The sequence below is a fragment of the Cereibacter azotoformans genome (assembly GCF_021391315.1).
GTDB lineage: Bacteria > Pseudomonadota > Alphaproteobacteria > Rhodobacterales > Rhodobacteraceae > Cereibacter_A > Cereibacter_A azotoformans.
The window spans coordinates 2901412-2921848 of the sequence record NZ_CP090021.1 but is presented as its reverse complement, the minus strand read 5'-3'; the positions used below and the strand labels follow the sequence as shown (position 1 = coordinate 2921848).

Here is a 20437-nt window from a genome sequence, read left to right as displayed (position 1 = left end):
CTTGGGAGGTATGTGATGAAACGGAGACAATTTCTGACGAGTGCCGCCGTGGCCGGGGTGGCGGCGGGTGCCGGCGCACCCGCACTGGCGCAGGAGAAGGTCGGCACCATCGGGATCGCCATCCCGTCGGCGACGCACGGCTTCATGGGCGGGCTGAACTTCCACGCGCAGGACACGATCAAGCGCCTGCAAGAGGTCTATCCGCAGCTCGACTTCGTGCTGGCGACGGCCGGAAACGCGGGCAAGATGGTCAATGACATCGAGGACATGGTGGCGACGCGCAACATCAGCGCCCTCGTCGTCCTCCCGTTCGAGAGCGAGCCCCTGACCTCGCCCGTGCAGGCGGTGAAGGAGGCGGGCATCTGGGTAACGGTCGTGGACCGCGGCCTCTCGGTCGAGGGGATCGAGGATCTCTATGTGGCCGGCGACAATCCCGGCTTCGGGCGCGTGGCGGGCGAGTATTTCGCGCAGAACCTCGGATCCGGCAAGAAGATCGTCGTCCTGCGCGGCATCCCCACCACGCTCGACAACGAGCGGGTCGAGGCCTTCACCGCGGCCATCGAAGGGTCGGGGATCGAGGTGCTCGACATGCAGCACGGCAACTGGAACCGCGACGACGCCTTCAACGTGATGCAGGATTTCCTGTCCAAGTATTCCCAGATCGATGCGGTGTGGGCCGCCGACGACGACATGGCGATCGGCGCGATGGAGGCCATCGCGCAGGCCGGCCGCACCGAGGAGATGTGGGTCATGGGCGGCGCCGGCATGAAGGAGATCATCCGGCGCATCGCCGACGGCGATCCGCAGCTTCCGGCGAACGTCACCTACCCGCCGGCGCAGATCTCGACCGCCATCGAGCTGACGGCGCTGAAGCTCGTCTCCTCGACGCCGGTTTCGGGGCGCTTCATCATCGGCTCGCAGCTCGTCACGCCCGAGAATGCCGAGCAGTTCTACTTCCCCGACAGCCCCTTCTGAACAAGGTGGAGCGCGGCACCCCCATGCCGCGCTCCGGCCGCCCTACTGGGCGACCTGGGCGAGCAGCGGCTCGAACCGCTTCTTCGCCGTTCCCTTCATCGGCACCCCCGCAACCTCCTCGTGGTTGACCGGCGCGCCCACCTGGATCAGCGCCACCATCCCCATCGAAAAGTGCGGGGCGCATTTGACGCCGTAGAGCCCTTCGTCCGTCAGCGTCACCGAGACGTCCTTGCCCATCTTGCCCTTGAAGGCCTCGGCCCCCTCGGGAAGCATGCCCTTGATCGTCTCGGCGTTGTGGCCCTTGTCGGTGGCCTTGAAGAGGATCGTGTCTCCGGGCTGGGCCACGACGAAGGCGGGCTCGAACACCATGGCGCCGTCGGCGCCCTTGTTGAGCATGATGACCTCGTGCGTGGCGGCCTGCGCCGCGGTGCCGAGAACAAGCATGAGCGTGGCCGCGGCCGTTATCTTCTTGAGCATCTGGCTTTCCTTGCAACTGATGCCCTTCGGATAGCAGGCGCGGTTCCTGCCCTTGTTGTGCTGCCGCAAGCTCGGATTGCGAATCATGCCTGCCGCTTCACCGGGCAGCGCGTGGACGTTCGGGGGCCCGCCTGCGCATGCAAACGATTGCTCATGCCGCGCCTGCGCAGCATCCCGCTTCCCACGCCAAATTTCATTGACGCATTGTGCAAGAGTCCCCACCGTCGCGCCATGCGTCCAAAGTCGCAGAAGTTACGACCGATCTGGAGGATGAACATGACCAAACCGGCCGAGACGTCCCGCACCATCTACGACACGATGACCGAGCTTTTCTCGAGCATGTCCGCCGCGCCCATGGGGGCGATCATGGCCAAACGTGCGCTCGACATGCAGCAGGGCATCGCTGGCGAAATGAACCAGGCCGCGCACGATTGGCTCGACCGCCGTCAGGCCGCGGTCTCGAGCCTCGTCGGCACGGCGCACAAGGTGATGGACAAGGGCTTCTCCGACACGGCGACCTTCAGTTCGATGCAGGAATGGTATGGCGGCATGGTCGAGCGTCTCGCCGCCGACATGAAGAGCCCCTATGACCTCATGCTGGCCTGCAGCGCACATGTCGTTCCAGCCACGACCAGGAAGCCGGCCGAAAAGCCCGCATCGACGATCCGGCGCGCCGCCTGAGGCGTCCCTCGACCGGATGCCGGAGCGCTTCGGCATCCGTCACGGTCGGCGCCGTGATCCTTCATCGGCGCCTCCACGCCGACTTCCTGTCCGGCGAACGATTGTCCCTGTCGCCGATCGGTCGGCGGATCCTGCGCGCACGTCCACCCGGTGCGCCTGAGGCTGACGTGCAACAGATTCCCGTTCGCGATCCGACATATATTCAAAAGTATATGTTTTCATACCTCAAAGAGATTGTCCGTCCGTCCAGACCTTAGGTATGGTGAGAAAAATTGGCCACAGAGCCGGCTTTCCTCGCTGGCTTGGGAAGGCCGGGGATGGTCGGAATGAAGTTGAACATTGAGCGGTTGACTCGGGACGAACTTATAGACCTCTACGGTCGGATTTCCGCGGCACTGGATGCCTGCGAAAGCCGTCAAATCGCCAGAAAGGCGAAAGAAGAGGCCGCAAGGATCAAGGGCGAGGCAGGAGAGAGCGGAAAGAGGGTGAGTTACTTCAACCCCACCAACCGCTCCGTTTCATGGAACGGGCGCGGGCGCTGCCCGCACTGGTTCAAGGTCGCCATGGCGCAGGGCCGCACGCCGGAAGAACTGGCGGCGCTCTGAGCAACGGCGCCCTCGGATAATTCTCGTTTTCGCTCCCCGGTTCCCGGAGCCCGCCATCCGGCGGGCGCCGGGAACCGAGGCCGGCGTCAGAGCCAACCCTCGGTGCGGGCCTCCGCTGCGCAGGCGGCGACCGCCGCTTGATACTCATCAATGAGCCGGCGGCAGAGATCGCCCGCCCCGGGAATGTCGCCGATGCCGCCGACGCCCTGCCCCGCCGACCACACGTCCCGCCAGACCTTGGCCTCGGACTCCATGTCGAGATGCGGAGATGCGCCCCCCTCGGGATCGATGCCCGCGGTGGCCAGGCTCTGGCGCAGGAAGCTGGCCGGGATACCGCTGACCTTCGGCGTATAGACGATGTCGGCGGCCGTGCTGTCGGCCACCATCCGCTTCTGCGCCTCGGGCACCATCGCTTCCTCGGTCGCCAGGAAGCGGGTCCCGAGATAGGCCAGATCCGCCCCCATCATGCGGGCCGCCGCGACTTCATGGCCCCGGTTCATGGCGCCCGACAGGATGACGGTGCCCGCAAAGAAGGACCGGATCTCCGAGACCAGCGCGAAGGGGCTGAGGGTGCCGGCGTGCCCCCCCGCCCCCGCCGCCACCGCGATGATCCCGTCCACCCCCGCTTCGGCCGCCTTGCGCGCGTGCCGTGCATTCACGACATCGTGGAACACCAGCCCGCCATAGCCATGAACCGCCGCCACCAGTTCGGGCACCGCGCCGAGCGAGGTGATGATCAGCGGCACCCTTTCCTCGATGCAGATGGCGAGGTCGGCCTCGAGGCGCGGGTTCGACTTGTGGACGATGAGATTGACGCCGAAGGGCGCGGCATCGGGCGCCAGACGGCCGCGGATCGCCCTGATCCATTCGCGGAACCCGTCACTCGTGCGCTGGTTCAGCGCGGGGAAGGTGCCCAGGAGGCCCGCGTTGCAGGTCTCCACCACGAGGTCCGGGCCCGAGGTCAGGAACATGGGTGCGGCGATCACGGGCGCCTTGAGGCGGCCCTTCAGGGCCTCGGGTATGGGCATGGTCTCCTCCTCACGATTGGGCCGAGGTGACACCCGCTTGCCCGCGTGGGTCAACCGTTCCGCTGCGTCCTAGAGCGGCAGGATCAGCGGAACGAGGGTGACGCTGACGACGAGGCAGAAGAGCGTCAGCGGCACGCCCACCTTGACGAAATCCACGAAGCGGTAGTTGCCCGGCCCCACCACCAGCATGTTCACCGGCGAGGCGACCGGCGTCATGAAGGCGGCCGAAGCCCCCAGCGCCACGATCATGGCGAAGGCCTGGGGCGAGGAGTCGAGCCGCTCGGCCAGCGCCACGGCCACGGGCGCCATCAGCACCGCCGTGGCCGTGTTCGAGATGAAGAGACCGAGCACCGCCGTCACGCAGAAGAGCGCGCCGAGGATCATCCGCGGCCCGGCATCGCCCAGAAGGCCGATCAGCGCCTCGGCCGCCAGATCGACGCCTCCCGTCCGTTGGAGCGCGATGGAAAAGGGCAGCATCCCCACGATCAGAACCAGCGTGTCCCAGCGGATCGAGCCGAGGGCCGAGCGCATGTCGATGCAGCGGAAGAGACCGAGCAGAAGGCAGCCCACCAGCGCCGCCTGCACGTTGGAGACGAGGCCCGAGATCATCAGCCCGACCACCAGCGCCAGCACGGCGAGCGCCGCCGGCGCGCGGCGCCGTTCGGGCGCAACATCGTCGGCCTCGCCGGGCAGGTCGAGCAGGATCATCTCGCGCTGCCGCCCCGAGAGTCGCCGGATCGCCCGCCAGGGGCCGACGACCAGCAGCGTGTCGCCTCCCCGCAGCTTCTCGTCCGCAACGGGTGTGGTCAGAGGGTGCGCGCCGTGCTTCAGCGCCACCACGGCGAGGTTGTGGACCGACCGGAAGCGCAGATCGACGACGCTCTGGCCGACGAGGGGCGAGGTTGCCGGGATCATCACCTCGGCCATGCCGATGTCGGACACACGGTCGGCGAAATAATCTCCGGTCGGCGGCAGCTCCTCGAGCTGCCAGCGCGAGCAGAGCGCCGCCAGATCAACCTCCGACCGCGCCGCATCCAGCAGCAGGATGTCCCCCGGCCGGAGCCGGGTCGAGGCCGTCGGATGGACCAGCTCGGCCCCGAAGAGGCCGCGCCGCTCGATGGCGAGGATGGTCATGCCCTGGCTGGACAGCAGGCCCGTGTCCGAGACGGGACGGCCCGCGAGCAGGGAGGCAGGGCCAAGCCGCAGCCGCGCCTCATGTCCGGCAAGTCCATATTCCGACACCCAGTCCCCCAGATGCCGCCGTTCGGCCGGGGCCGCGCCGTCCGCCGAACCGAGAAACCGGCGGGCCACCAGCATCCAGAGGATCGCCACCAGAAGGATCGGCAGACCGAAGGGCGTGAAGGCGAAGAACGAGAAGCCTTCGTGCCCGCTCCGAACCAGCTCGCCATGCAGGACGAGGTTCGGGGGCGTCGCCACCAGCGTCGTCATGCCCGCCGTCAGCGCCGACACCGAGAGCGGCATCATCAGGCGGCCGACGGGTATGCCCGAGTCCCGCGCGATGCGCAGGACCACCGGAACGAAGATGGCGACCACGCCGGTCGAGCTCATGATCGCCGACAGGGCCGCCACGGACAGCATCAGGAACACGATCAGCCGAGTCTCGCTGCCGGCGGCGCGGGCGATCACCCAGTCGCCGAGCCCCTTGGTGACCCCTGTCCGCACCAGCGCCTCGCCGATGACGAAGAGCGCGCCGATCAGGATCACGTTGGGATCGGCAAAGCCCGAAAGCGACTCCTGGAGCGTGATCGCTCCGGTGAAGGGCAGGGCAACCATCATGATGACCGCCACGGCATCCATGCGCGGGCGGTTCATGGCGAACATCACGACAGCGGCACAGAGCAGGGCGAGAACAAGCGCAAGCTCGAGCGTCACTGCAAGTCTCCTTCCGGGGTCGGAGACTGCCGGGAGGGCGGCCGCTTGTCCAGCCGCCTTCCCGCAACGTCAAGGCCACTGGCCGCGCGAGAGGCGCAGCGCAGACGCCGGGCGGGCCGTTGTCAGCGGATGACCGCGCCTCCGACACCACCGACCACGGCGCCGGTGATCGGGTCGTCGGCAAGCACCTGGCCGGCCACCGCACCGCCGAGGGCGCCGGTCGCGACGCGCTGGGTCCGGGTCTCGCCGCAGGCGGCAATCACGAGGCTCGCCGCGAGGGCGGGCAGCAGGAACTTCGGAATGGTCATGGGGATCCTCCGTGTCGGGTCCGGGCGGTGGTGCCCGCCCGGAACATTACGCAGAGGAATGCGCGCCGTGACAGGAACGTTCCCCGCCGCCACCGATATGAGCGGACAACCGCGAATCCGGTCGTCAGGCCAGCGCGCTGCGGGCGGCGAAATGGGCGATCTCGCCGCGGTGGAGGGCGCGCAGGATCACCTCTTCCTCGTCCGTTGCGATGACGGCTGCGGCCACCCGGCTGCCGGGGGCCGAGATCACCCCCTCGCCCGCAAGGTTCGCGGCCGGATCGGGGACGAGCCCCAGCCAGCCGAGCCCCGCCATCACCCGCGCCCGGATCTCGGGCGCGTGCTGGCCGATGCCGGCCGTGAAGACCAGCGCGTCGATCCCGCCCATGCCGGCCGCCAGCGCGCCGATCTGGCGCAGGATGAAGCGCACGAACAGCTCCACCGCCTCCGCGGCCTCGGGCCGGTCGCTCTGCAGCAGGTCGCGCATGTCGGGGCTGATCCCCGAGACGCCCAGAAGCCCGCTCTTGCGGCCGAGGATCGCCTCGATCTCGGGACCCGTCAGGCCCTGCCGCAGGAAGTGGAGGATCACGCCGGGGTCGAGTTGCCCGCAGCGCGTGCCCATCATCAGCCCGTCGAGCGCGCTGAAGCCCATCGTGGTATCGACGCTGCGCAGGTTCTCCATCGCGCAGAGGCTGGCGCCGCTGCCCAGATGCGCCACGATCACCTTGCCCCGTCCGGCCTCGCCCAGAACCTCGGGCAGGCGCGTCGCGATGTAATCGTAGGAGAGCCCGTGAAAGCCGTAGCGCAGGATGCCTTCCTCGGCCATGGCGCGGGGCAGGGCGTAGAGCCGGGCGAGGCGGGGCCGGTCGTGGTGGAAGGCCGTGTCGAAGCAGGCGATCTGCGGCACCCCCGGCCAGCGCGCCTCGACCGCGCGAATGCCTGCGAGGTTGAAGGGCTGGTGGCTGGGGGCCAGCGGCGAAAAGCTCTCGAGCCGCTCGATCACCTCGGGCGTCAGCAGCACCGGCGCGTTGTAATCCGGGCCGCCATGCACGACGCGGTGGCCGGCGGCGTGCAGGTCGAGCGGTCCGAGCCGCCCCTCCAGCAGGCCCAGCAGCCACAGCGTCAGCTCCTTCGCATCCCGCGCATCGGCCGGCGCGCGCAGCTCGAGCGTGCCGTCGGGCAGGCTGGCCTTCAGCCGCGGAGCAAGGCCGATCCCTTCGACCAGACCGCGCACGAGAGGGGTGGCGTCCTCCACGCCGAACAGTCCGAACTTGACTGTGGAAGAGCCGATGTTCAGGACCAGCCAGACGGGTTTCATTCGGCCACCGGCTTCGTGGGCCGTGCCTCGGCGTGAAGGCGGGCGAGGGCGGCCGAGGTGAGGCGCGCCGAGGGGCCGTCGGCCCGGCTGGTGAGCATGATCGGCACCTTCGCCCCCAGCACGAGGCCCGCGGCCTCGGCGCCGCCCAGATGGATCAGCTGCTTGGCGATCATGTTGCCGCTTTCGAGGTTGGGCGCCACGAGGATGTCGGCGCGGCCCGCCACGTCCGAGACGATGCCCTTGGCCTTCACCGCCTCGAGCGAGATCGCATTGTCATAGGCGAGCGGCCCGTCGATCAGCCCGCCCACGATCTGGCCCCGGTCGTGCATCTTGCAGATCGAGGCCGCAAGAAGCGTCGAGGGGATCTTGCCCGTGATGGTCTCGACCGCCGACAGAAGCGCCGTGCGTGGCGTCTCGATCCCCAGCGCCATCACGAGGTCGATGGCGTTCTGCACGATGTCCTTCATCGTCTCGAGATCGGGGGCGATGTTGATGGCCGCGTCGGTGATGAACAGCAGCCGGTCCACGTCCGGCACGTCGAGGGCGAAGACATGGCTGAGGCGCCGCTCGGTCCTGAGGCCCTTGTCGCGGCAGAGCACGGCCGAGAGAAGCTCGTCGGTGTGCAGCTTGCCCTTCATCAAGGCGCCCGCGCGCCCGTCGCGCACCAGATCGACCGCGACTTCCGCCGCGGCATGGCTGTGGGGCGCGTCGATGATCCGGCTCTCGTCCAGCGTGACGCTGGCCGCGGCGGCCGTGGCGAGGATCTTCGCCTTCGGCCCGACCCAGAGCGCGGTGATGATGCCCGCGGCCTCCGCCTGGATCGCGCCCAGAAGGCTCAGGTCGTCGCAGGGATGGACGATGGCGGTGGGCAGGGGCGGCAGGGCGCGCGCGGCGAGAATCAGGTTGGCAAAGCGCGCGCCGGGCGTGTGCAGCCGCACTTCGGGCAGGTGCGAGACCGGCCGGCGCACCTTCTCGCGGGGCGCCAGCACCAGCGCCTCGCCGGTGATCACCATCTCGCCGGACTGGTTGAGGCAGACGCAGTCGAGCGTGACCTTGGCCGTGGCCATGTCCTTTTCCCGCACCGTCACGCGGACGGTGATCTTGTCGCCGGGCGAGACGGGCCTGCGGAAGCGCAGCGACTGTCCGAGGTAGATCGTGCCGGGGCCGGGCAGGCGGGTGCCCAGCACCGCCGAGATCAGCGCGCCGCCCCACATCCCGTGGGCGATCACATGGTGAAAGCCCGTCTCGGCCGCATAGGTCGCATCCAGATGCGCCGGGTTCACGTCGCCCGACATGACGGCGAACAGCTCGATGTCCTTGGGCGTGAGCACCCGGTCCACCTCGGCGCTGTCGCCGATCTGCAGCTCGTCCAGCGTCCGGTTCTCGACCGTGGTGATGGAAGGATCACATCCGAACATGTCGGCCTCCGTCGATATGGGTCACGGTTCCGGTGACGCCCGAAGCGGCATCGGAGGCGAGGAAGGCGGCCACGGCCCCCACCTCGTCGATGGTCACGAGCCTCCGCTCGGGCGCGCGGGTCCGGGCATCCTCGATCAGCGCGTCGAAATGGTCGATGCCGCTGGCCGCGCGGGTCGCGATCGGACCGGGCGAGAGCACGTTGGCCCGGATCCCCTGCGGCCCCAGTTCGGCCGCCACATGGCGGGTGCAGGCCTCCAGCGCGGCCTTGACCGGGCCCATGATGTTGTAGTGATCGACCACCTTCTCGGCGCCATAATAGCTCACGGTCATCAGGCTGCCGCCCGCCGTCATCAGCGGCTCGGCCAGCCGCGCCATGCGCAGGAACGAATGGCACGAGATGTCCATCGCCTGCGCGAAGCCTGCGGCCGAGCAGTCGGTCACGCGGCCGTGCAGATCCTCTTTCGGGCAGAAGGCCACCGAATGGAGCAGGAAGTCGAGCCGGCCCCAGCGGCCGCGGATGTCGTCGAACACCGCCTCGAGCGCGCCCTCCTGCGCAAGGTCGAGCGGCAGCAGAGCCGCGGCACCGATGTCCTCGGCCACAGGCCGGACGTGGGGCAGGGCGCGCTCGTTCAGGTAGGTGAGTGCCAGGTCGGCTCCGGCCCCGGCGAAGGCGCGGGCGCAGCCGGCGGCGATCGACTGGCTGTTGGCGACGCCCACCACCAGCCCGTATTTTCCCTTCAGCATCGTCTTGTCCCCTCAGCGCTGCAGGATGTAGGCGCCGGGCGCATCGCACAGCGGCGGGTAGCCGGCCGATGCGCTGCCCATCGGCGGCAGTTTCGCCTTGGCCGAGGACCGCTCGGCCAGCCAGGCGCCCCAGGCCGGCCACCATGACCCCTCGACCGAGGCATGGGCGGCAAACCACTCGTCGGCGTCCTTGTAGGGGTCGTCGCGTTGGGTTGTGGCGATGCGGAAATGCCGCCGCGGATGGCCCGGCTCGGACACGATGCCGGCGTTGTGCCCGCCGGAGGTGAGGATGAAGGTCGTCTCGGTCTCGGTCAGCCGCTGGATCTTGAACACCGACCGCCAGGGCGCGACATGGTCCGTCTCGGTGCCCACCGCGAGGATCGGCACCCGAAGCTCGGTCAGCGACAGCGTATGACCCTCCAGCTCGAACTTGCCCTCGGCGAAACGGTTCTCGAGGAACAGTTGGCGGAGGTATTCCGAATGCATCCGGTAGGGCATCCGCGTGGAATCCGCGTTCCAGGTCATCAGATCGTTCGGATGCGGCCGCTCGCCCATCAGATATTCGTGGATCATTCGCGACCAGATCAGGTCGTTCGAGCGCAGCAGCGTGAAGGCGCCGCTCATCTGGTCGCTGTCGAGATAACCCTGATGCCACATCATGTCCTCGAGCAGCGCCACCTGCGCCTCCGAGATGAAGAGCGCCAGTTCCCCCGCTTCCGAGAAATCGACCTGCGCGGCAAAGAGCGTCATCGAGGCCAGCCGCTCGTCATGGTCGCGGGCCATCTGGGCCGCCATGATCGACAGGAGCGTCCCGCCGAGGCAGTAGCCCGCGGCATGGACCTTCGGGGCGCCGGTGATCGCCTGAATGGCCTTGAGCGCGGCCCGCGGCCCCTGGTCGATGTAATCCACGAGGCCGAGGTCGCGGTCCTCGGGGCCGGGGTTGCGCCACGAGATCATGAAGACGGTGAAGCCCTGCGCCACGAGCCAGCGGACCAGCGAGTTCTGCTCGGTCAGGTCGAGGATGTAGTATTTCATGATCCAGGCCGGCACGATCAGCACCGGCTCGGGATGCACCTGCCTCGTGGTGGGCGTGTACTGGATCAGCTCCATCAGATGGGTGCGCGCCACCACCTTGCCCGGTGTGACGGCGAGGTTCTCGCCAACGCGGTAGTCGCCGGTCTCCATCGGGGCGCCGGTCGCGAGCTGCATCATGTCGCCGGTGAAGTTCACCGCGCCCTGGATCAGGTTCGCGCCGCCGGTCTCGGCGGTGCGGGTCAGGATCTCGGGGTTGAAGAACGGCACGTTCGAGGGCGACCAGACGTCGAGGATCTGCCGCACCGAGAAGCTGAGGGCGGCCTCATGCGCCCGGTCCATGCCGCGCAGCCCGGTCGTCGCCGCCTGCCACCAGTCCTCGGTCAAGAGGAAGCTGTCGCGCAGCGCGGCGAAGGGTTGCCGGCTCCAGGCCTCGGTCGCGAAGCGGCGGTCCTTCACCGGCGCCTCGTGCGCGTGAAGCCCGCCCTCCATGATCGCTGTCGCCGACCTGGCGGCCTTTTCCCACAGCTCCGCCTGCTTTCCCGGCGCAGCCGCCAGATGCATCATCCAGTCCAGCGTCGCCGTCGCCAGCACCGACGGGGCAAGGCCCCGCGTCATGCCCGCGATCGTCGCCCGTGCCGCCCGATCGAGCGCCTGCCCATAGGTCGGCACGCCTTCCGCATTCCACTTCATGTCAGACATTGGTCTTTCCGTATCCGGTGTCCCGGGAGTCGATCTTAAACCGTTTTCATGAAAAGGATGTAATGCAGGTGCAGCATTGAGCAATTGAGCAGGATCAACTTGCTCAATTGCCTTGATTTAAGGCGATGATCCCCATGCTGCGTTGCAGCGCAAGGGCTTGACCTGAACCGTCGCGCCGAGGTGCGGCACGATGCCGCGCGGCGCTATGAAGCATTGACGAGGAAGAGGTGCGCTCTATCTGCCCGAATCACGAGTGAAGCGATTCTCCGGTGCTTGCGGCAACGGGGAAGCGGCTGTCGAGTTCCGAGCGGTGGTGCATGTCCAGGATCCGTCATATCCGTCTGATCTTCGTGTTCAACCTCATGATCGCCGTCATGCTGGGGACGGGACTGGCGCTCTGGACGCCGGATCTGCCGCGGGCCGAACTCGAGCAGCGGTATCTGGCCAATCCCGCCGATCTTGTGGAGGTCGCGGGCACCACGCTTCACATGCGCGACCGCGGGCGGCGGGACGCGCCGGCCGTGATCCTGATCCATGGCTTCGGCTCCAGCCTGCACACCTGGAGCGCCTGGCAGGACCGCATGGCCGGGAGCCGGCGCGTGATCAGCTTCGACCTGCCCGGCTTCGGTCTCTCTCCGCCCGATGCGACCGGGAATTATTCCGATGCCCGTGTGTCGCAGATCGTTCTCGGCATCATGGATCGGCTGGATCTCAAGCAGGCGGACCTTATCGGCAATTCCATCGGCGGCCGGATCGCCTTCACCTTCGCGGCGGCCCACCCCGAGCGGGTGCGCAAGCTCGTCCTCGTGTCGCCCGACGGCTACGAAAGCCCCGGCTTCACCTATGGCCAGCCGCCCGATGTGCCGATGCTGGCGCAGGCGGTCCGTTTCTGGCTGCCAAAGCCGCTGCTGCGCCTCTCGCTGGGCATGGCCTATGCGGATCCGACCGTGATGTCCGATCAGATCGTCAGCCGCTACCACGACCTGATCCGGGCGCCCGGCGTGCGCGAGGCCCTGTTCGACCGGATGCGCCAGACGGTGCTGGTGCCGCCCGAGACGCTGCTGGCCAATGTCCGCGCGCCGACGCTGCTGCTGTGGGGCGAGGAGGATGCGGTGATCCCTGCAGCGAATGCCGGATCCTACGCCCGCGCCCTGCGCGACGCGCAGACGGTCCTTCTGCCCCGGATGGGCCATGTTCCGCAGGAAGAGGGACCGGCCCGGTCGCTCGCCCCGGTCGAAGCCTTCCTCGCCACCTGAGCGCCGCTCCGCGGCCTCCCTGCCCGGCGCGGGCGGCGTCCGAGGAACCTCGGTTCCGGCGGGGCGTTGGCCGGGAGAGGCATCCCGCACAGGAGGACGTTGCAGATGGAGATGAATATGTTCCAACTTCGGGGGTTCGGGGGCCTGATCATCCTTGCGCTCGATCTGTGGGCCTTGGTATCCATTCTCGGCTCCTCCGCTTCGACGGGGCGGAAGGTGCTCTGGGCGCTGATCGTCATCCTGCTTCCCGTGGTCGGCTTCATTCTCTGGCTGATCCTCGGTCCGCGCTCGGGGTCGCGGGGGATCTGATCGGACCCGGATCGCCTCGGGCCACCCAGATGGAGGACGAGTTGATGGCCGGGATCAGACCCTTTGCCGCGCCGGAACCTGCGGCGCTGAAGGCGCTCGAGACATTGCACCTGCGGTGCGTCGATGTGCTTGCCGGCTTCGAGACAATGGTGGGGCGGGCAGAGCCCGAGTTCCGCGCCACGGCCGAGCGTTTCCGCGACCTTCACCGCGCGCAGGCGCAGGAGCTTGCGGAAATGATCGCCCGCTTCGGCCGCGAGCCCGAGATCGACGGCAGCCTCATGTCCACGGTGAACCGGGCCGTCGTGTCGATGCGGTCCCTGATCAACGGGATCGACGGCAGCATCCTCGACCAGATCCAGGATGGCGAGCAGCATGTGGTCGATGCTTTCGACGATGCGCTTGGCGCGGGGCAGCCCATCGACGTGACCGCCCGCCTGCGGTCGATGCGGCGCGAGCTGTGCCTCCTGCTGTTCGAGACCCAGGCGGCGGCGACGGGGCGCTGAACCCGGTCCAGTCCGCTGAACAAGCAAAAGGCCCGCCGAGGCGGGCCTTGTCTTCGTCGTGCCAGAGGCTCAGAGGCCGCGCATCCAGTCATCGACCTTGCGCTCGGCATCGGCCTTGTTGTCGCCGTACTTGCGCTGGATGAGGCCGACCATCCGCTCGCGGTCGCCTTCGACCTGATCGATCTCGTCATCCGTCAGCTCACCCCACTTGGTGCGAGCCTGACCCTTGAATTCCTTCCAGCGACCGCTGATCTGATCCCAATTCATCTCACTTGCTCCTTGTACTGTTGCCTTATCGGGCTGCCGTAAGAACGCGGTGCGCTGGGCACGGGTTCCACCGCGCATCGCATCGACCATACGGTGCCGTGGGGTCAGGACGCGGCGGCCGCGCTGCTCTCGGCGTCCGTCTCGTTGCGGGCTTCGGCATCGGCCAGCGGACGGATCTCGAACCGCACCTTGAGGCTGTGCCGTGTCTCGGTCCGGTCGATGCGGACCTCGCCGCCGATCTGCTGGGCAAAGCCGGCCAGAAGCTGCGCGCCAAGGCCGGTGCCCATCGCGGCGGTCTCCGGCGAAGGGGGGCCGATCCCGACGCTGTTCGTGACGTCGAGCACCGCCATTGCGGCATCCTCGCGCCGCAGCGAGACATCGAGCCGCGGCGTCTCGCCCGCCGGAGCGCCCGCATATTTCATGACGTTGGTGAGGGCTTCGGTCAGCAGGAGCGCCAGCGGTACCGCCTGATCCGGCGTCAGGCGCACATCGCCGAAGTCGGTGTGGACGGCGATCCGCCGCCCCGGCCCGGTGGCGAGGTTCACGACCTGCCGCACGATGTCGGACAGAAGCTCGTCGGCCCGGATGTCGGTGAGGCCGGTGGTCTGGTAGAGCCCGCGGTGGATGGTGGCGAGGCTCATCACCCGATCCTGCAACCCTTTCATCAGCCCCTTCGCTTCGGGCGTGCGGGCCTGCCGCATCTGCATGTTCATGATCGAGGCAATGAGCTGGAGGTTGTTCTTCACCCGATGGTGGACCTCCCGCAGCAGGACCTCCTTCTGGTGGACCATGTCCTCGAGTTCCGCCTCGTCATGCAGGATCGTGTCCGTCATGCGGGCGAAGGCCTCGGCAAGCTGCCGGATCTCTTGCGGCGCGTCGGCGTAATCCTGCGGATCGACGACCCGGCTGCCCTTGGCAAAGTCGAGGATCGCCTTGCGCAGGTGCCGGATGGGCCGGACGATCATCCTCTCGGCCGCGAGCCACGTCACCAGAAGGCAGGCCAGCCACATGAGCGAGGGCAGGGCGAAGGCGGGCAGGGTGCGGATCCAGAGCCCCGCCTCGCCCCCCGCGGGCCAGGAGCCGAGGGCATAGAGCCGCTCGGGGATGATGGGGACGATCGAATAGACCCGTTCACCGCCGCTCTCGGTGAGGGCGGTAAAGGCGATGCTGCGCGACTCTCCTGCGAGTGCCGCAAGCGACCGGTCGCGGGGCAGGAGTTGACGGCCCAACTCGAATCCCGCCGACGAGGTGAGGATGTCTCCGGCGCCGTTGAAGGTGATGAGAACCGGAGGAACCTGGCCCGAGGATAGGCTCGGCTGACCTATGAGCGCGCCGTGGGGCAGCGAGATCGCCAGCACGCCCAATTGCCGCCCGCTCGTGTCCATGACCGGATTGCTGGCGATCACCACGGACTTGCCAGAGATCCGTCCCGTCGGATTGACCTGCAGCAACGGCTCGCCGGCACGCAGGGCGAACGCCGCGGTCTCGGAATCGGACATGTCCTGTTCCTGACCGATCGAGGAACAGGTCATCCTCATGTCATTGCCGACGAACCCGACGACTTCGTAGATCTGCGATGCTTCGCGCACCTCCTGCAGGGCATTGTCGCAGGCCTCGCCTGTGGCCAGCAGCGGCCGCACCACTTCGGCCAGGGCGGCGGCGGCCCCCTGTGCCTTCTGGATCAGGCGGACCTCATGCTCGGCCGCGCGCATGGTCTCGCCCGTGAGCGCGGCCTCGGATCGGGCCTCGGCCTCGCGCAGCACCGCATGGGACTGCGCCACGGAAATCGCACCCAGCGGAAGCAGCGCCAGAGCGAGCAGGAAGGCCATGCGCGACCCGATCCTGTCCGCGTAACGGCGCTGCAACCCGGCGAGGGATGTCATGCAGCCGTCATCCCCGACCGGGACATGACGGCCATCGTCTGCCCGTCCACGCCGGAGAAGATCTCTTCGCCCTTCTCGAGGCCCAGAAGCTCGGCCAGACGGGCCCGTGCGCGGTTGGCGCGGCTCTTCACGGTGCCGACCGCCACGCCCATCATGGCCGCCGCATCCTCATAGGCAAAGCCGGACGCCCCCACGAGGATCAGCACCTCGCGGTGTTCGGGCGACAGCTGGTCGAAGGCCGCGCTGAAGTCCGAGAAGGCCAGATGGCCGTCATGAGCGGGCTTTACATACAGCGTTGCCGCATGAATGCCTTCGGGGTCGGGTACCTCGCGGCGGTGCTTGCGCTTGTCCGAATAGAAGGTGTTGCGGAGAATGGTGAAGAGCCATGCCCGCAGGTTCGTTCCTTCGGTGAACTTGTCGAAGTTCGTCCAGGCCTTCACGATCGTGTCCTGCACGAGGTCGTCGGCGACGGCCACGTTGCGGGTAAGACTGATGGCAAAGGCGCGCAGCGCCGGGAGGTGTTCGGGCAATTCTTCCCGCGGGTCACGACGCTCTGGCGGCGAAGTCTGCGTGCTGGTCATACGCCTGGCCCCTTCTGTCGCAGCTGGTCGAGCAATTGCGCAAAACGGTCCGGGATTTCCTGCACCAGTGCCTCCTCGTACACGCGCCTGAGGTTTTCGTCGATCTGTCGTTGCAGCTCCTTCCGGTTGCCTTCCTTCGTCTTGCCCCGTCCCTTGACTGCCGCCTCGGCAGGCGATGCCTTGGGTTCCGTAGATTGCGTCATGGAAACTGCCGCGCCCTTTACAAAAGTTGATAGATGCCCGGGAACCGAACGCCAGGATCGGCGTTCGGTTCCCAAGAATGTTGCAGACAGGGGACCTTGTATATGACCTCCGACACGACGCCCGACCTCGCAAGTGTGATCGGGAGCAATCTGCCGTATCTGCGTCGCTACGCGCGGGCGCTGACCGGCAGCCAAGAGACCGGCGACCGATATGCCGCCGCGACTCTCGAGGCCATCTTGGAGGATACGCATATCTTCGAGGCGACCGAAAGCCCCAAGGTGGCGCTGTTCCATGCGTTCCACCTGGTCTGGGCCAGCGCGGGCGCGCCGCTGGGCGAGCCGGACACGCGCCTGTCCCGGCGGGCGCAGGACCATATGGCCCGCCTCACGCCCAACACGCGCGAGGCGCTTCTGCTGCACGCCATCGAGAGCTTTCACCACGACGAAATTGGCGCGATCATGCAGATCGACCCGTCCGAGGCGGCCGAACTGATCGAGATCGCGCAGCGCGAGATGGCGAACTCGGTCGCGGGCCGCATCATGGTGATCGAGGATGAGGCGATCATCGCGATGGACATCGTGGCCATCGTCCGCGAGATGGGCCATGGCGTGACCGGCATCGCCCGCACGCGCACCGAGGCGGTGGCGCTTGCGGCCAAGGAGCGGCCGGATCTCATCCTTGCCGATATCCAGCTTGCGGACAATTCCTCGGGCATCGACGCGGTGAATGACATCCTCAAGCAGTTCGAGGACATTCCCGTGATCTTCGTGACCGCCTTCCCCGAACGTCTGCTGACGGGCAAGCGGCCCGAGCCCGCGTTCCTGATCACCAAGCCCTATTCGGAGGATCAGGTGCGCTCGGCGGTCAGCCAGGCGATGTTCTTCTCGTCCACCGAGACGCTGAACGCCTGACCCGTGCCGGCGCCGTCACCCCGCAACCTGGCCCCGCCGCTCCTCCGCGGCGCGGGCCAGCAGGGCGAGGACGGCATCCGAGGTGAACGGACGCGAGAGCACCCACCAGTCCTGGCTCTCGCCCGCAGCTTCCGCCTCTTCGCCAAGCAGCACCAGACGGGTGCCCTGTTCGAGAAGCGCCCGGATCACCGGATGGGCCTGTGCCTTGTCCGGCGCCAGACCCACGAAGGCCACACAGATCCGGTGATCGGGCGCAAGGTCTTCGGGACGACGCCCCACAACCACCTCTGCCTCGGGGTCATGGTCAAGTATGGTCTGGGCAAGATCCTGAGCGATGACAACATGTTTCAGGGCAACGAAATAACGGGCGCGCATCGGTCCAGACATTCATGAAGCTACAGACAAGGCACGCTATGCGCCCATTTCACCGCTCCTGCATTAAACTATGACATGTCGACGACCGCTATAGCCCCTGGGGCGACTCCCTGTCGGAACTGCCCCCTGCGGCGCAAGCCGCTGTTCCTGCCCTTTTCCGATCGCGAACTGTCCTTCATGGAAGCGTTCAAGGTGGGTGAGCTTGTCGTGGGTCCGAATGTCATGCTGCTCGAGGAGGGGCAGGGCAGCGCCCACCTCTTTACCGTGCTGAGGGGGCTCGGCATCCGCTCCACCATGCTCGAGAATGGGCGGCGGCAGGTGATCAACTTCCTCTTTCCCGGAGACTTCGTGGGCCTGCAGGCGGGACTGGCGGGCGAGATGCGCCATTCGGTCGAGAGCACGACGCCGATGGTGCTCTGCGTCTTCAATCGCGCGGATCTCTGGACGCTGTTCCGCGAAGAGCCGGAACGTGCCTATGACCTGACCTGGATCGCGGCGGTCGAAGAGCACTTCCTCGGCGAGACCATCGCCTCGCTCGGGCAGCGGGATGCCATCGAGCGGCTTGCCTGGGCCCTGCTGCGGATTCACGAGCGCCTTTCGTCGGTGGGCCTGTCCGAGGAGGGGAAGGTGCCGATGCCCTGGCGGCAGCAGGACCTGGCCGACGCGCTGGGCCTGTCGCTCGTCCATACCAACAAGACCATCCGGCGCCTGCGCGAGATCGGCCTCGCGCACTGGAGCGCCGGAACCCTGTCGATCGACCGCGAGCGGCTTGCCGCGCTGGCACTGACGGACCCTGATCGCCCGCGGCGCCGACCCCTGATCTGACGACCGGAACCCGGAGGGCGGTTTCGCGTTGCTTGTCCACAGGATGGGCAACCGTTCCGCCCACGCCCAAACCAAGTTCGGAGATTCATTCTATGTATGGGAAGACCTTCGCGGCCGCCCTTCTGGGTGCGGCCCTGACTCTGCCTGCGCTGGCTTCGGCCGACGAACCCACGATCAAGTCGATCGATGTCGAGACCTCGCTGAGCGACCTGAGCAATGCCGAGGCCGCGGCCCACTGGAGCTCGCTGGATACCGATCTCGAGACGGCGATCGCGGCCCTGCTTGTCGGTCGTCTTGCCGACGAGGGCATGGACATCAAGATCGACATGAACGAGGTGGCGCTGGCCAATTTCGTCGAGGCCGCAGTCGGCGCCGAGAGCACCATGGCGGGCACGGTGAACGTGATCGACCTGAGCAACAATACCAACTTCAAGACGTTCGACCTGACGGTCACGATGGCGCAGGCCGCGCCGCTGCTGCCGCCGGACACCGATATCGCCGTCATCGCGCCGACCAGCGGCGAGGTCTATTCGGCGATGGTCGCCACCTTCGCAGCCGCCGTGGTGGATCGCATCGAGAACTGATCCGGCTTCCCGTCTTGACGGTCAGGGGCGGCACGTCGGTGCCGCCCCTTTCCGCTGAGGGGCAGGCACCCGCCAGCGACATCGTGGCGGCACCAGCAAATCGGAGGGGTAAAAACGAGTCGCGCCGCCAGCAGGGGAGGGAAAACCCTGATGGCGGCGCTCGGCCCGTGGCAATTCAGGGCAAGGCGTCGGGGAAAAGCGCCAGCCACGGGATTGTCGGTTCAACCTGCGGCAGAGGTGGAAGTTCCACATCTTCAGAAAAAATCTTTCTGACCTTCAGCCGCGCGCCGGACCGGCGAGAGAAAGCGTCCGCAAGCCCTGCAAGACGCCCGCCGACGGCGGAACCAGCGGGATCAGGCAGGCCTGAACCGCGTGATAGAGGTCGGGCTTGCCGCGAAACACCCGTTCCACCGGATTGAGCGCAGGATCAAGCTCGGCGAACCAGCCGCCGTGCGTGCGATCGACGAAATGCGCCGCGACAAAGTTCCAGATCCTGCGATACCAGCCCTCGAACCTCTCGTCCCCGCCCGACCGGCGCAGCGCATGGGCCGCGGCGATCCCTTCCGCGCAGGGCCACCAGTAGCGGTCCTCGCGGTCAGGCCGGTCGCTCCAGCGCAGCGTGTAGTAGAAGCCGCCGTGGCGATGGTCCCACCCAATACGGGTCGTGTGCAGGAAGAGCGCCTCCGCCGCCTCCTGCAACCAGCCGTGGCGCCGCCCCCCGAGGTGCCAGAGCTGCACGAGCAGCCGGGACCACTCCAGGGCATGGCCCGGCGTGGTCCCGGCCGGGCGGAACATCGGATCGCCGGCGTAATCGCGGTTCACCTGCCAGCGGTCGTCGAAGTGTTCGGGCACCCGCCAGCCTTCGGCGCGCGCGTGGCGATCGATGAGAAGGAGCGCGATGCTCTCGGCCATCCGCAGCCACTCGGACTCTCCGGTCGCCTCGAAGGCGGCCATCAGCGCCTCGGTGAGATGCATGTTCGAGTTCTGCCCCCGGTAGGGGCCGAGCGGGTGCCAGTCCTCGGTGAACTCCTCGCGCGAGGCGCCGGCGGTTGCGTCCCAGAACCGGGTGCGGATCACTTCGGCCACGTCCGACAGCAGCCGGTCGGCGTCCGGGTGCCCCGCCATCCGGGCCGATGAAGCCGCCAGCAGCACGAAGGCATGGCCATAGGCCTGTTTCGTGGCATTGACCGGCCCCTCCGGCCCAAAGCTCCAGACATAGCCGCCGTGGCGGGCATCGCGGTGGCGGGTCCAGAGCGCCTCCATCCCGTGATCGATCATTCGCCCGGCCCCCGGCAGCCCCAGCTCCTGCGCAAGAGCGTAGCCATGGACCATGCGGGTCGTGTCATGGATCTGGCGCAGCACGCCCGCGGGGCCCTCCAGCGGCTGCCATTGCCGGTCGAGCGGCCGGAAGCCGCCCGCAGGATCGAAGGAGGGCAGGAAGAGATCGAAGAGCTGCCGCGCCTGATCCAGCAGCCACAGCCGATGCGCCGGTCGCTCCACCCAGTCCGGTCCGCCGTTGCCGATCGCGCCCATGCCTGCCCCCCCTCTGTGCGGGACAGG

23 protein-coding genes are annotated in these 20437 nt (G+C 67.6%); 9 read left to right on the top strand and 14 right to left on the bottom strand.

Going from position 1 to position 20437, the window contains the following annotated elements; all coding sequences use genetic code 11:
• The first annotated feature begins 15 nt into the window (after window positions 1-15).
• Window positions 16-975: an ABC transporter substrate-binding protein gene (locus LV780_RS14615; RefSeq protein ID WP_108220869.1), complete on the top strand. Its 960-nt coding sequence runs from the start codon at window positions 16-18 to the stop codon at window positions 973-975.
• A 42-nt stretch (window positions 976-1017) separates the two neighbouring features.
• Here LV780_RS14615 and LV780_RS14610 read toward each other — a convergent pair whose 3' ends face one another.
• Window positions 1018-1452 (bottom strand): pseudoazurin, encoded by a 435-nt coding sequence (locus LV780_RS14610; RefSeq protein WP_108220932.1) that lies wholly within the window; start codon window positions 1450-1452, stop codon window positions 1018-1020.
• 276 nt (window positions 1453-1728) lie between these two features.
• On the opposite strand from LV780_RS14610, the gene LV780_RS14605 reads away from it, so the two are divergent.
• Window positions 1729-2133 (top strand): hypothetical protein, encoded by a 405-nt coding sequence (locus tag LV780_RS14605; protein WP_011909635.1) that lies wholly within the window; start codon window positions 1729-1731, stop codon window positions 2131-2133.
• Between the two features lie 326 nt (window positions 2134-2459).
• Window positions 2460-2738 (top strand): H-NS family nucleoid-associated regulatory protein, encoded by a 279-nt coding sequence (locus LV780_RS14600; protein ID WP_101339712.1) that lies wholly within the window; start codon window positions 2460-2462, stop codon window positions 2736-2738.
• An 86-nt stretch (window positions 2739-2824) separates the two neighbouring features.
• On the opposite strand, the gene LV780_RS14595 is transcribed toward LV780_RS14600, so the two are convergent.
• From LV780_RS14595 to LV780_RS14565, 7 genes are all read right to left on the bottom strand, one after another.
• Window positions 2825-3766, bottom strand: a complete 942-nt coding sequence (locus LV780_RS14595) for an NAD(P)H-dependent flavin oxidoreductase (RefSeq protein ID WP_108220870.1) — start codon at window positions 3764-3766, stop codon at window positions 2825-2827.
• Between the two features lie 69 nt (window positions 3767-3835).
• Complete coding sequence (locus LV780_RS14590; protein ID WP_044248337.1) at window positions 3836-5659, bottom strand: SLC13 family permease; 1824 nt, start codon at window positions 5657-5659, stop codon at window positions 3836-3838.
• A 122-nt stretch (window positions 5660-5781) separates the two neighbouring features.
• Window positions 5782-5967: a hypothetical protein gene (locus LV780_RS14585; protein ID WP_044248339.1), complete on the bottom strand. Its 186-nt coding sequence runs from the start codon at window positions 5965-5967 to the stop codon at window positions 5782-5784.
• Between the two features lie 124 nt (window positions 5968-6091).
• Window positions 6092-7282 (bottom strand): acetate/propionate family kinase, encoded by a 1191-nt coding sequence (locus LV780_RS14580; RefSeq protein WP_108220871.1) that lies wholly within the window; start codon window positions 7280-7282, stop codon window positions 6092-6094.
• Window positions 7279-8700, bottom strand: a complete 1422-nt coding sequence (locus LV780_RS14575; protein WP_011909641.1) for a bifunctional enoyl-CoA hydratase/phosphate acetyltransferase — start codon at window positions 8698-8700, stop codon at window positions 7279-7281. Before LV780_RS14575 ends, LV780_RS14580 begins: the two co-directional genes overlap by 4 nt.
• Entirely contained in the window at window positions 8687-9445 is a 759-nt protein-coding gene (gene fabI, locus LV780_RS14570) for an enoyl-ACP reductase FabI (protein WP_108220872.1), read from the bottom strand. Before fabI ends, LV780_RS14575 begins: the two co-directional genes overlap by 14 nt.
• Before the next feature lie 12 nt (window positions 9446-9457).
• On the bottom strand, window positions 9458-11179 hold the full coding sequence (locus tag LV780_RS14565) for a PHA/PHB synthase family protein (RefSeq protein ID WP_108220873.1): 1722 nt from the start codon (window positions 11177-11179) through the stop codon (window positions 9458-9460).
• Window positions 11180-11496: 317 nt separating this feature from the next.
• Here LV780_RS14565 and LV780_RS14560 point away from each other — a divergent pair, with 317 nt between their 5' ends.
• From LV780_RS14560 to LV780_RS14550, 3 genes are all read left to right on the top strand, one after another.
• Window positions 11497-12435: an alpha/beta fold hydrolase gene (locus LV780_RS14560; protein ID WP_101339670.1), complete on the top strand. Its 939-nt coding sequence runs from the start codon at window positions 11497-11499 to the stop codon at window positions 12433-12435.
• A 105-nt stretch (window positions 12436-12540) separates the two neighbouring features.
• On the top strand, window positions 12541-12744 hold the full coding sequence (locus tag LV780_RS14555; RefSeq protein WP_011909645.1) for a PLD nuclease N-terminal domain-containing protein: 204 nt from the start codon (window positions 12541-12543) through the stop codon (window positions 12742-12744).
• 44 nt (window positions 12745-12788) lie between these two features.
• A complete protein-coding gene (locus LV780_RS14550) occupies window positions 12789-13247 on the top strand; it encodes a ferritin-like domain-containing protein (RefSeq protein WP_101339669.1) in 459 nt (152 codons plus the stop codon).
• Window positions 13248-13316: 69 nt separating this feature from the next.
• On the opposite strand, the gene LV780_RS14545 is transcribed toward LV780_RS14550, so the two are convergent.
• From LV780_RS14545 to LV780_RS14530, 4 genes are all read right to left on the bottom strand, one after another.
• Complete coding sequence (locus tag LV780_RS14545) at window positions 13317-13514, bottom strand: CsbD family protein (RefSeq protein ID WP_011909647.1); 198 nt, start codon at window positions 13512-13514, stop codon at window positions 13317-13319.
• 104 nt (window positions 13515-13618) lie between these two features.
• Window positions 13619-15397, bottom strand: coding sequence for a sensor histidine kinase (locus LV780_RS14540; protein ID WP_101339668.1), 1779 nt, complete (start codon window positions 15395-15397; stop codon window positions 13619-13621).
• Entirely contained in the window at window positions 15394-15978 is a 585-nt protein-coding gene (locus LV780_RS14535) for an RNA polymerase sigma factor (RefSeq protein WP_011909649.1), read from the bottom strand. Before LV780_RS14535 ends, LV780_RS14540 begins: the two co-directional genes overlap by 4 nt.
• Window positions 15975-16181 carry a NepR family anti-sigma factor gene (locus LV780_RS14530; protein ID WP_011909650.1) on the bottom strand — a complete coding sequence of 69 codons (207 nt, stop codon included), beginning with the start codon at window positions 16179-16181 and terminating at the stop codon, window positions 15975-15977. The genes LV780_RS14535 and LV780_RS14530 overlap by 4 nt, the downstream gene beginning before the upstream one ends.
• Window positions 16182-16283: 102 nt before the next feature.
• Between LV780_RS14530 and phyR the strand changes: the two genes are divergently transcribed.
• Window positions 16284-17093: a response regulator PhyR gene (gene phyR, locus LV780_RS14525; RefSeq protein WP_011909651.1), complete on the top strand. Its 810-nt coding sequence runs from the start codon at window positions 16284-16286 to the stop codon at window positions 17091-17093.
• 15 nt (window positions 17094-17108) lie between these two features.
• Here phyR and LV780_RS14520 read toward each other — a convergent pair whose 3' ends face one another.
• Window positions 17109-17468, bottom strand: a complete 360-nt coding sequence (locus LV780_RS14520) for a hypothetical protein (protein ID WP_101339667.1) — start codon at window positions 17466-17468, stop codon at window positions 17109-17111.
• Between the two features lie 75 nt (window positions 17469-17543).
• On the opposite strand from LV780_RS14520, the gene LV780_RS14515 reads away from it, so the two are divergent.
• Together LV780_RS14515 and LV780_RS14510 are read left to right on the top strand one after the other, a co-directional pair.
• Entirely contained in the window at window positions 17544-18293 is a 750-nt protein-coding gene (locus LV780_RS14515) for a Crp/Fnr family transcriptional regulator (protein WP_011909653.1), read from the top strand.
• Between the two features lie 92 nt (window positions 18294-18385).
• Entirely contained in the window at window positions 18386-18877 is a 492-nt protein-coding gene (locus tag LV780_RS14510; protein ID WP_108220874.1) for a hypothetical protein, read from the top strand.
• Between the two features lie 276 nt (window positions 18878-19153).
• On the opposite strand, the gene LV780_RS14505 is transcribed toward LV780_RS14510, so the two are convergent.
• The gene (locus LV780_RS14505; RefSeq protein WP_108220875.1) at window positions 19154-20410 is read right to left on the bottom strand and encodes an AGE family epimerase/isomerase; all 1257 of its coding nucleotides are present in this window, start codon (window positions 20408-20410) and stop codon (window positions 19154-19156) included.
• Window positions 20411-20437 lie beyond the last annotated feature (27 nt).

Bases quoted from the DNA above. Each gene is read 5' to 3' on its own strand.
- LV780_RS14615 (WP_108220869.1), top strand. From the start codon at position 16: ATGAAACGGAGACAATTTCTGACGAGTGCCGCCGTGGCCGGGGTGGCG.
- LV780_RS14610 (WP_108220932.1), bottom strand. From the start codon at position 1,452: ATGCTCAAGAAGATAACGGCCGCGGCCACGCTCATGCTTGTTCTCGGC.
- LV780_RS14605 (WP_011909635.1), top strand. From the start codon at position 1,729: ATGACCAAACCGGCCGAGACGTCCCGCACCATCTACGACACGATGACC.
- LV780_RS14600 (WP_101339712.1), top strand. From the start codon at position 2,460: ATGAAGTTGAACATTGAGCGGTTGACTCGGGACGAACTTATAGACCTC.
- LV780_RS14595 (WP_108220870.1), bottom strand. From the start codon at position 3,766: ATGCCCATACCCGAGGCCCTGAAGGGCCGCCTCAAGGCGCCCGTGATC.
- LV780_RS14585 (WP_044248339.1), bottom strand. From the start codon at position 5,967: ATGACCATTCCGAAGTTCCTGCTGCCCGCCCTCGCGGCGAGCCTCGTG.
- LV780_RS14580 (WP_108220871.1), bottom strand. From the start codon at position 7,282: ATGAAACCCGTCTGGCTGGTCCTGAACATCGGCTCTTCCACAGTCAAG.
- LV780_RS14575 (WP_011909641.1), bottom strand. From the start codon at position 8,700: ATGTTCGGATGTGATCCTTCCATCACCACGGTCGAGAACCGGACGCTG.
- fabI (WP_108220872.1), bottom strand. From the start codon at position 9,445: ATGCTGAAGGGAAAATACGGGCTGGTGGTGGGCGTCGCCAACAGCCAG.
- LV780_RS14565 (WP_108220873.1), bottom strand. From the start codon at position 11,179: ATGTCTGACATGAAGTGGAATGCGGAAGGCGTGCCGACCTATGGGCAG.
- LV780_RS14560 (WP_101339670.1), top strand. From the start codon at position 11,497: ATGTCCAGGATCCGTCATATCCGTCTGATCTTCGTGTTCAACCTCATG.
- LV780_RS14555 (WP_011909645.1), top strand. From the start codon at position 12,541: ATGGAGATGAATATGTTCCAACTTCGGGGGTTCGGGGGCCTGATCATC.
- LV780_RS14550 (WP_101339669.1), top strand. From the start codon at position 12,789: ATGGCCGGGATCAGACCCTTTGCCGCGCCGGAACCTGCGGCGCTGAAG.
- LV780_RS14545 (WP_011909647.1), bottom strand. From the start codon at position 13,514: ATGAATTGGGATCAGATCAGCGGTCGCTGGAAGGAATTCAAGGGTCAG.
- LV780_RS14540 (WP_101339668.1), bottom strand. From the start codon at position 15,397: ATGACATCCCTCGCCGGGTTGCAGCGCCGTTACGCGGACAGGATCGGG.
- LV780_RS14535 (WP_011909649.1), bottom strand. From the start codon at position 15,978: ATGACCAGCACGCAGACTTCGCCGCCAGAGCGTCGTGACCCGCGGGAA.
- LV780_RS14530 (WP_011909650.1), bottom strand. From the start codon at position 16,181: ATGACGCAATCTACGGAACCCAAGGCATCGCCTGCCGAGGCGGCAGTC.
- phyR (WP_011909651.1), top strand. From the start codon at position 16,284: ATGACCTCCGACACGACGCCCGACCTCGCAAGTGTGATCGGGAGCAAT.
- LV780_RS14520 (WP_101339667.1), bottom strand. From the start codon at position 17,468: ATGCGCGCCCGTTATTTCGTTGCCCTGAAACATGTTGTCATCGCTCAG.
- LV780_RS14515 (WP_011909653.1), top strand. From the start codon at position 17,544: ATGTCGACGACCGCTATAGCCCCTGGGGCGACTCCCTGTCGGAACTGC.
- LV780_RS14510 (WP_108220874.1), top strand. From the start codon at position 18,386: ATGTATGGGAAGACCTTCGCGGCCGCCCTTCTGGGTGCGGCCCTGACT.
- LV780_RS14505 (WP_108220875.1), bottom strand. From the start codon at position 20,410: ATGGGCGCGATCGGCAACGGCGGACCGGACTGGGTGGAGCGACCGGCG.